Genomic DNA, 6897 nt, shown 5'->3' with positions numbered 1-6897 from the left:
CCCTCCGGCCCTCTGGGCCACCTCCCCCAGAGGGGGAGGATCTATTTCGGGAGTTTCCATGACCAAGACCTGGCTGATCACCGGCGTGTCCGGCGGGCTCGGGCGCGAGATCGCCCTGGCGGCCCTGGCGCGCGGCGACCTCGTGTTCGGCACGGTGCGCAAGACGGCCGACGCCGACGCCTTCGAACGGATGGGCGGCCACGCCCTGGTGCTGGACGTCACCGACGAAGCGGCGGTGAAGGAAGGCGTCTTCCAGGCCGAGGCGGTCGCCGGCCGGATCGATATCCTGGTCAACAACGCCGGCTATGGCCTGGTCGGGGCGGTGGAGGAAGCTTCGCTCGACGAGGTCCGCGCTCAGTTCGAGACCAATGTCATCGGCCCGCTGGCCATGCTCAAGGCGGTGTTGCCGGCCATGCGCGCCCGCCGCGACGGGCGGATCATCAACGTCACTTCAGTCTCGGGCCTGGCCGTCTGGGCCGGCACCGGCGTCTACTGCGCCAGCAAGTGGGCGCTGGAGGGGCTGACCCAGACCCTGGCCGCCGAGGTCGCCGAGCTGGGGATCAAGGTGATCAACATCGCCCCGGGCGGCCTGCGCACCAGTTTCTCCACAGGCTCCAAAGCCATCGTCGCCAGCAAGATCGCCGACTATGACGGCCTGGCCCGCGACGCCGAGCGGATCATGGCCGACCACGCCGGCCACGAGCCGGGCGATCCCACCAAGGCCGCCCAGGCCATCCTGACCATCGCCGACGCGGACGCCCCGCCCCTGCACCTGCTGCTGGGCGACGACGCGTTGAAATACGCCGGCTACGCCGCGGCCGGCTTGGCCGCCGACATCGACGCCTGGAAAGACCTCACCCTGTCGATCGGCTTCAAATGAGCTGTGAAATCCTCGTCCTTCGACAAGCTCAGGATGAGGATTTCAACTGAACAGCCCTCGCATTCGCCCTCATCCTGAGCCTGTCGAAGGACGAGGGCGGCCCCCCGAACGTTGCAAGGACACCCCCGTGACCAACACCCTGATCTTCGTCGACCTGGCCTCGGAAGACCCGGACGCCGCCGGCAATTTCTACGCCGAGGTCTTCGGTTGGGAGAACGACGCCCGGCCCAAGGGCGAGTACCACCGCATGGTGCCCGGCGGCTTCTTCAAGAAAAGCGACGGGACTGACAGCGAGATCGGCAACCTGCACCTGGGGATCTTCAAGGCCGCCAACGCCCGCCCTCATCCCGAGCCCGCCGGCGTCGAACCGCGCGGCCTGTCGACCGACGGCCGCAAGCCGCGCATCTGGGTGCTGATCAGCGACGACGACAGCGCCGACCGCATCCTGGGCACGGCCGTGAAGCTGGGCGCGGAACTGCTGTGGCGCGACCACTATTGGGCTGAGTTCAACGGCTACAACCACGCCTTCCGCGACCCGTGGGGGAATGAGATCGTGCTGTGGGGCAAGGCGGGGGCGAACCCGGAAGTGCCTGAGAGCTTCACGCGGGAATAGGGTCACACCCACTTGCCCCCACCTGGCGACTACGTCGCCTGTCCGCCCCCATAGGGGGCGGAGGACGCGCGATCTAGCCTCCGCCCCCTATGGGGGCGGACAGACCGCGAAGCGGTCAGGTGGGGGCAAGTCAGTGTGCTCCGCCCCTAAGACTTTCCCACGAAATCCTTGGCGCAGTACCAGCCGCCCTGGAACGGCGCGGCGACCGGATCTTCCGGCGGCCCCGCCAGCACCTCACCGGCCCAGTCCTCGGCATTGTCCTTCGGCGCATAGCCGAGAAACGCCACCGCTGAATTGTCCCAGAAACGCCGCGTGTTGGCCGAGACGCCGTACACGGTCGCATAGCCGAAATCCGCCGCCTCGATCCCGCATCTCACCAATTCGACCATGTCGCGCGGACTGATCCAGACCGACAACTGGCGAACGTCCGACGGCCTGTCGCGATAGGCGCCGATCCGCAAGCTGAGCACCTGCAGGCCGAACTTGTCGGCGTACATTCGGCCCATCGCCTCGCCGAACACCTTGCTGACCCCGTAGTAGCTGTCGGGGCGCGGGACCATCGTCTCCACCGTCGGCGTGTCGCGGCGATGGAAGCCGGCCGCGTGATGCGACGAGGCGAACAGCACGCGCTTCACGCCCGCCAGCCGCGCCGCCTCGAACAGGTTGTGGACCCCGACGATATTGGCCGGCAGCACCTGCTCCCAGGCGTTGGTCTCGGGCTCGACCGGCACGCCAGCCATGTGGACGACGGTGTCGATCCCGGCCATGGCCACGACCAGGGACGGGATGTCGAGAAGGTCTGCGTGGACAATCTCCTCGCCCTCGCCCGCCGGGGGCATCGGCGCGATATCGGCCAGACGCATCAAGCCGTGGCGGCCGGCAAGGCCCTGGCGGATAGCCGAGCCTATGCCCCCGGCCGCGCCGAGCAGCAGGACGCGGCGGTCGCTGGGCGACACGATCAGAACGGCTTGTCGCCCGCCACCGTCACCCGGTAGCCCGTGCGGGTATCCGGGAAATAGTCCCAGATCGCCTGGTGCCAGGTGCAGCGGTTGTCCCAGAAGGCCACCGAGTTCTTCCTCCAGCGAAAGCGCACCTGGAAGTCCGGGTTCTGGGCGTGCTGGTAGAGGAAGTTCAGGATCGCCGTGCTCTCGGCCTTCGACACGCCCATGATCCGGGTGGTGTAGGACGGATTGACGAACAGGCTCTTGCGGCCGCTGACCGGATGGGTGCGGACGATCGGGTGGACCGAGCAATTGTACTTGCGGTCGATGTCCGGGAAGATCGCCTTGTACACCGGATTGGCGTCGTGCTCGGCCGACAGCCCTTCCAGATAGGCTTTCATCTTGTCCGACAGGGTCTCATAGGCCGCGTACATGCTGGCGAAGCAGGTGTCGCCGCCGTCGTCAGGCAAGACCTTCATGTAGAGGATGCTGCCCAGAGGCGGCTCAGGATCGCAGGTCAGGTCCGAGTGCCAGTTCTCGCCGGCCACGAACTTGGAATTGGCGTCGGCGTGGATGGCCACGATCTCGGGATGCTCGGCCAGGCCTGGCACGCCCGAATGGATGGCCAGGTCGCCGAACTTGCGACCGAACGCCTTGTGGGCGTCGTGGGTCATCTCCTGGTCGCGGAAGAAGATCACCTGGTACTGGGTGAGGGCCTGATGGACCTCCTCGAACTGCCGATTGGTCAGCGGCTTGCCCAGGTCGACACCGAAGATCTCCGCGCCGATCCGGCGGGTCATCGGCTTCACGTCGAGTACGTCGTAGGTCATGTGAAACCGCTCCCCCTAAGCGTTCAGGAAGCCGCCGCGCACATAGACGAGCGGGGCCTTGGCTTCGTCGACCACGACGCGCAGGACGCGGCCGACCAGGATTTCGTGATCGCCGCCGTCGTGGGCGGCGTGCAGTTCGCATTCGACGGCCGCGGTGGTCCCGGCCAGCAGAGGCGCGCCGCAGACACCCGCCTCGACGGCGGTCAGGGCGAAGCGGTCGTCGGCCCCGCTCTTGGCGAAGCGGTAGGCCAGATCGCCCTGGTCGCTGGCCAGGATGTTGACGCAGAACGTCTTGGCCTGGCTGAGCGCCGCCAGGGTGCGGCTGTCGCGCTTGAGGCAGACCATGACCAGCGGCGGGTCCATCGACACCGAGCTGAAGGCGCTCACGGTCGTGCCCACCAGCCGGCCGTCGTGACAGACGGTGACCACGGTCACCCCGGCCGCGAAACTGCCCATGGCCTTGCGGAAGTCGTGCGGCTCGGGGGCCGGCTCTCTGACAGCCACCGCCATGTCACTCGTTCCCAAACGGGTTGTCGGGATAGACCGCCGAGGCCGGACGCTTGGCGCTTTCATCGGGGCTGGCCCGGCCGCAGACCGCCAGGGCGGTCAGGGCGTAGACCAGGGCGCTGTCGACCAGGTCCTGGGGTGTGGGCCGCCAGCGGCGGAAGCCGGTGGTGATGGCCGGGATGCGGTGCATGTTGAAGACGTTCTGGTCGCGCCACATGCTGGAATAGACCGGGTTGGCCAGGGCCACGGGATGGCCCAAGCTCAGCTTGGTGGCGTCGTCGACGGCGGCGACCAGCGGGGCCACCTCGCGGGCGTCGGCCTCGAAGCCGTGGCGCACCACCACCGGCTCGATGTCGATCCGGCCCAGGCCGTTGTCGCGGACCATGGCCTCCAGCGAGTGCTGGACCTCGGCCACCTTCTGCTTCGGGGTCAGCCCGACCTCGAGATACAGGTTCACCAACTCGGTGCCGGCCCCGAACGCGAACGGAATGCCGCCGCGGATCGAGGCGATCTGCGACTTGGGCTGGGCCACGCCGCCGGGGCTGTCGTAGCGATTGTTCTTCTCGTACGCGCCGCTCCAGGCGTGGATGGCGTCGGTCAGCTTGCCGATCTTGTAGATCGGGTTGGGGTGCTTGGACGCCGTTTCGGGTTGATCGAGCAGCGGGGTGAAGACCCCCTCCCCCCACACCTGGAACCGGAACACCGCATAGCCGCAGCCCACCCAGGTCAGGCCGAAGTCGCAGCCCTCGGCGGCGATGGCGTAGTCGGGCGCGACCCCACCGTGGTGGAACAGGTAGTGGGCCCCGATGTCCTTGCCCATATAGGCGACGCCGCGATGCTCCTCGATCGGCTCGGGGCCGATCTCGCCGGGACAGGCGGTCAGATACATCTTGCCCGCCAGCTCGTAGCCCGCCGTCTTCAGCGCCTTGGCGGCGATCAGGAAGCAGCTCATCGGGCCCCGATCGTTGGCGATCGGATAGCCGTACAGCTTGCCGTCCTCCAGCCAGCACTTTTCCCATTCGGGATTGGCCATGGTCTCGGGGCCGTACTTGTAGGCGTCCAGGTCGGGGTTCCAGGTCGGCGCCTCGGTGTCGAGGTGGGCGGTGAAAAGCAGGTTCTTGCCGATCCCCTTGCCGCCGTGCGTGCCGATGATGTTCGGACGTTCGGGCGTGGCCCCGACCTTGCGCGGCGAGAAGCCTTCGCGCGCCATCCAGTCGTAGACGTAGTTGGCGACCTCCAGCTCCTTGCCCGAGGGGGCGGGAATGTTGCCGAGCGTCAGGGCCAGTTCGACGATCTCGTCCTGGCTGATCGCGGCGGCGATCGCGGCGCGGTCCTCGTCGGTGACCTGATAGGGCGCGCTGGCGCCCATCGGGGGAAATCCATCGGCCATACTCAAGCAGCCCCTTTCCAAGCGCTGGCAATCGCCGCCGTATCGGTCAGGATGGCGCTGTTCAGCGCCATCACCTTCAGCGACGCCTCATGGATGTCCGCCTCGTAGGCGCCGCAGGCGTCGGCGGCGACGAACACGTGGTAGTCGAGGTTGAACGCGTCGCGGACGGTGCCGTCGACGCAGCATTCCGTGGTCAGGCCCGCCACCACCAGGGTGTCGACGCCCAGCTTGGTCAGCTGGATGTCGAGATCGGTGCCGACGAAACCGCTATAGCGGGTCTTGTGGACCACCAGTTCGCCCGACAGCGGCTTGGGACCGTAGAACTCAGATCCAACCTGCCCTGCCCGGCATAGGGCCGCATCGACGTCGGGATCGCCGCCGCGCCGCCGCATGCGCTCGTTCCAGGCCGGGGAGTCGGTCTCGGCCGTGGTCGACAGGCCGACGAACACCACCGGCACGCCGGCCGCGCGCGCGTCGGCGACCAGCTTTTCAGCCGCCGACAGCGCCGGCTCGACCACGCTCATGTCGATGAAGCCCCCCAGCGCACCGTTGGGCGAGGCGAAATCGACCTGCATGTCGATGATCAGCACCGCCGTGCGACCCGGCGCGATCCAGCCGGCCAGGTCGTCGGAGGCTTCCACGGTCGGGCTCATGGCGTTCACGAATAGACCGCGCGCAGGCCCGGCAGGATGTCGGCGCCGAACATGGTCAGGCCCGCGACATAGTCGGGGAAGATCAGCATCAGGCCGTCCAGCTCGGCGTAGTCGACGAACTCGCGAATCTTCTCGCCGCAGGTGGCCGGCGAGCCGATGGCTGTCTGGGTCATGAAGGCGCCGGTCGCCAGGGCCTTGGCGCGCAGGTCGCCGCCGCCCATGCCCCAGCTCTGCAGCATGGCGATGATCGCGTCGATGTCGGCGCCTTCGTCATAGCGCTTGGCGGTGGCCTCGGCCTCGGCGTCGGTCTCGCCGTGGACGATCGTGCACATGGCGTAGGTGCGGATCGTCGTGCCCAGGCGCTCGGCGGCGGCCTTGGCCCGCAGGCTGGCGTCGCGCCGCTCGTCGGGGGTGCGGCCGCCGACGAAGACCGCGTCGGCCTCGCGCACCGAGAACTGGAACCCGCGCTCGGACATGCCGGCGCAGATGATGCTGGGACGCGGCTGGCTCAGCGGCTTGGGGGCCGACTGGCAGTCCTTCATCGTGAAGAACTCGCCGGCGAAGTCGACGCTTTCTTCTTTCCACAGCCGCTTGACGACCGTGGTCCACTCCTCGGTCAGGCGGTAGCGGCCGTCGTGGTCGAGCGCGTCATCCCAGGCGCCCATCTGTTCGAATTCGTCCTTGTAGGCGCCGGCGACGATGTTGAGGCCCGCGCGTCCCCCGCTGATATGGTCGAGGGTGGCGATCATCTTGGCGGCCACGGCCGGGTTCTGCAGCAGCGGATGGATGGTGGCCCAGACGCGGATGTTCTGGGTCGCCTCGGCCAGGGCGGCCATCATGGTCACCGACTCCAGGGTGACGCCCCAATGGTTGGTTTCGCCGCCGAAGCCGCGGAACTTGCCCATGGCCATCAGGAAGTCGAGGCCAAGTTCGTCGGCCAACACGGCCGCTGCGCGGTTCTGCGGATACAGGCCGTCGAGCTTCGGGGCGTTCTTGGAGATGATCCAACCCCCGTTGGCCATCGGCATGAAGACCCCGAAGTCCTTGTGTTTGGATGGGCTGTGGAACATGGCGGCTCCTCCT

At 67.7% G+C, this 6897-nt stretch carries 8 protein-coding genes and 1 pseudogene; 3 read left to right on the top strand and 6 right to left on the bottom strand.

The features are described from left to right. Nucleotides 1–58: 58 nt before the first annotated feature. The 3 genes and pseudogenes from WAL33_RS21540 (at nt 59) to WAL33_RS21530 (ending at nt 1493) form a co-directional block, all read left to right on the top strand. Entirely contained in the window at nt 59–880 is an 822-nt protein-coding gene (locus WAL33_RS21540; RefSeq protein WP_422184062.1) for an oxidoreductase, read from the top strand. Beyond that, nucleotides 877–980: pseudogene (locus tag WAL33_RS21535) on the top strand (hypothetical protein); the annotation flags it as partial. The gene WAL33_RS21540 and the pseudogene WAL33_RS21535, both read left to right, overlap by 4 nt. 27 nt (nt 981–1007) lie before the next feature. After that, nucleotides 1008–1493, top strand: coding sequence for a VOC family protein (locus WAL33_RS21530; RefSeq protein ID WP_422184063.1), 486 nt, complete (start codon nt 1008–1010; stop codon nt 1491–1493). Between the two features lie 146 nt (nt 1494–1639). Here the strand turns inward: WAL33_RS21530 and WAL33_RS21525 are convergent, their stop codons facing one another. The 6 genes from WAL33_RS21525 to WAL33_RS21500 are packed head-to-tail and all read right to left on the bottom strand — an operon-like array spanning nt 1640 to nt 6884. Further along, nucleotides 1640–2449, bottom strand: a complete 810-nt coding sequence (locus WAL33_RS21525; RefSeq protein ID WP_422184060.1) for an NAD-dependent epimerase/dehydratase family protein — start codon at nt 2447–2449, stop codon at nt 1640–1642. Between the two features lie 2 nt (nt 2450–2451). Then, on the bottom strand, nt 2452–3264 hold the full coding sequence (locus WAL33_RS21520; protein ID WP_422184058.1) for a TauD/TfdA dioxygenase family protein: 813 nt from the start codon (nt 3262–3264) through the stop codon (nt 2452–2454). Nucleotides 3265–3279: 15 nt separating this feature from the next. Further along, a complete protein-coding gene (locus WAL33_RS21515; protein ID WP_422184057.1) occupies nt 3280–3774 on the bottom strand; it encodes a flavin reductase family protein in 495 nt (164 codons plus the stop codon). Nucleotide 3775: 1 nt separating this feature from the next. Then, complete coding sequence (locus WAL33_RS21510; protein WP_422184055.1) at nt 3776–5140, bottom strand: peptidase M20; 1365 nt, start codon at nt 5138–5140, stop codon at nt 3776–3778. Nucleotides 5141–5163: 23 nt separating this feature from the next. Next, nucleotides 5164–5814: a cysteine hydrolase gene (locus WAL33_RS21505; protein ID WP_422184053.1), complete on the bottom strand. Its 651-nt coding sequence runs from the start codon at nt 5812–5814 to the stop codon at nt 5164–5166. A 5-nt stretch (nt 5815–5819) separates the two neighbouring features. Next, the gene (locus tag WAL33_RS21500; RefSeq protein ID WP_422184052.1) at nt 5820–6884 is read right to left on the bottom strand and encodes an LLM class flavin-dependent oxidoreductase; all 1065 of its coding nucleotides are present in this window, start codon (nt 6882–6884) and stop codon (nt 5820–5822) included. Nucleotides 6885–6897 lie beyond the last annotated feature (13 nt).

The sequence above is a fragment of the Caulobacter sp. genome (genome assembly GCF_049283275.1).
Classification (GTDB): Bacteria; Pseudomonadota; Alphaproteobacteria; order Caulobacterales; family Caulobacteraceae; genus Caulobacter.
This window is presented reverse-complemented; position numbering and strand designations above follow the sequence as displayed.

Bases quoted from the DNA above. Each gene is read 5' to 3' on its own strand.
- WAL33_RS21520 (WP_422184058.1), bottom strand. From the start codon at position 3,264: ATGACCTACGACGTACTCGACGTGAAGCCGATGACCCGCCGGATCGGC.
- WAL33_RS21505 (WP_422184053.1), bottom strand. From the start codon at position 5,814: ATGAGCCCGACCGTGGAAGCCTCCGACGACCTGGCCGGCTGGATCGCG.
- WAL33_RS21510 (WP_422184055.1), bottom strand. From the start codon at position 5,140: ATGGGCGCCAGCGCGCCCTATCAGGTCACCGACGAGGACCGCGCCGCG.
- WAL33_RS21540 (WP_422184062.1), top strand. From the start codon at position 59: ATGACCAAGACCTGGCTGATCACCGGCGTGTCCGGCGGGCTCGGGCGC.
- WAL33_RS21515 (WP_422184057.1), bottom strand. From the start codon at position 3,774: ATGGCGGTGGCTGTCAGAGAGCCGGCCCCCGAGCCGCACGACTTCCGC.
- WAL33_RS21500 (WP_422184052.1), bottom strand. From the start codon at position 6,884: ATGTTCCACAGCCCATCCAAACACAAGGACTTCGGGGTCTTCATGCCG.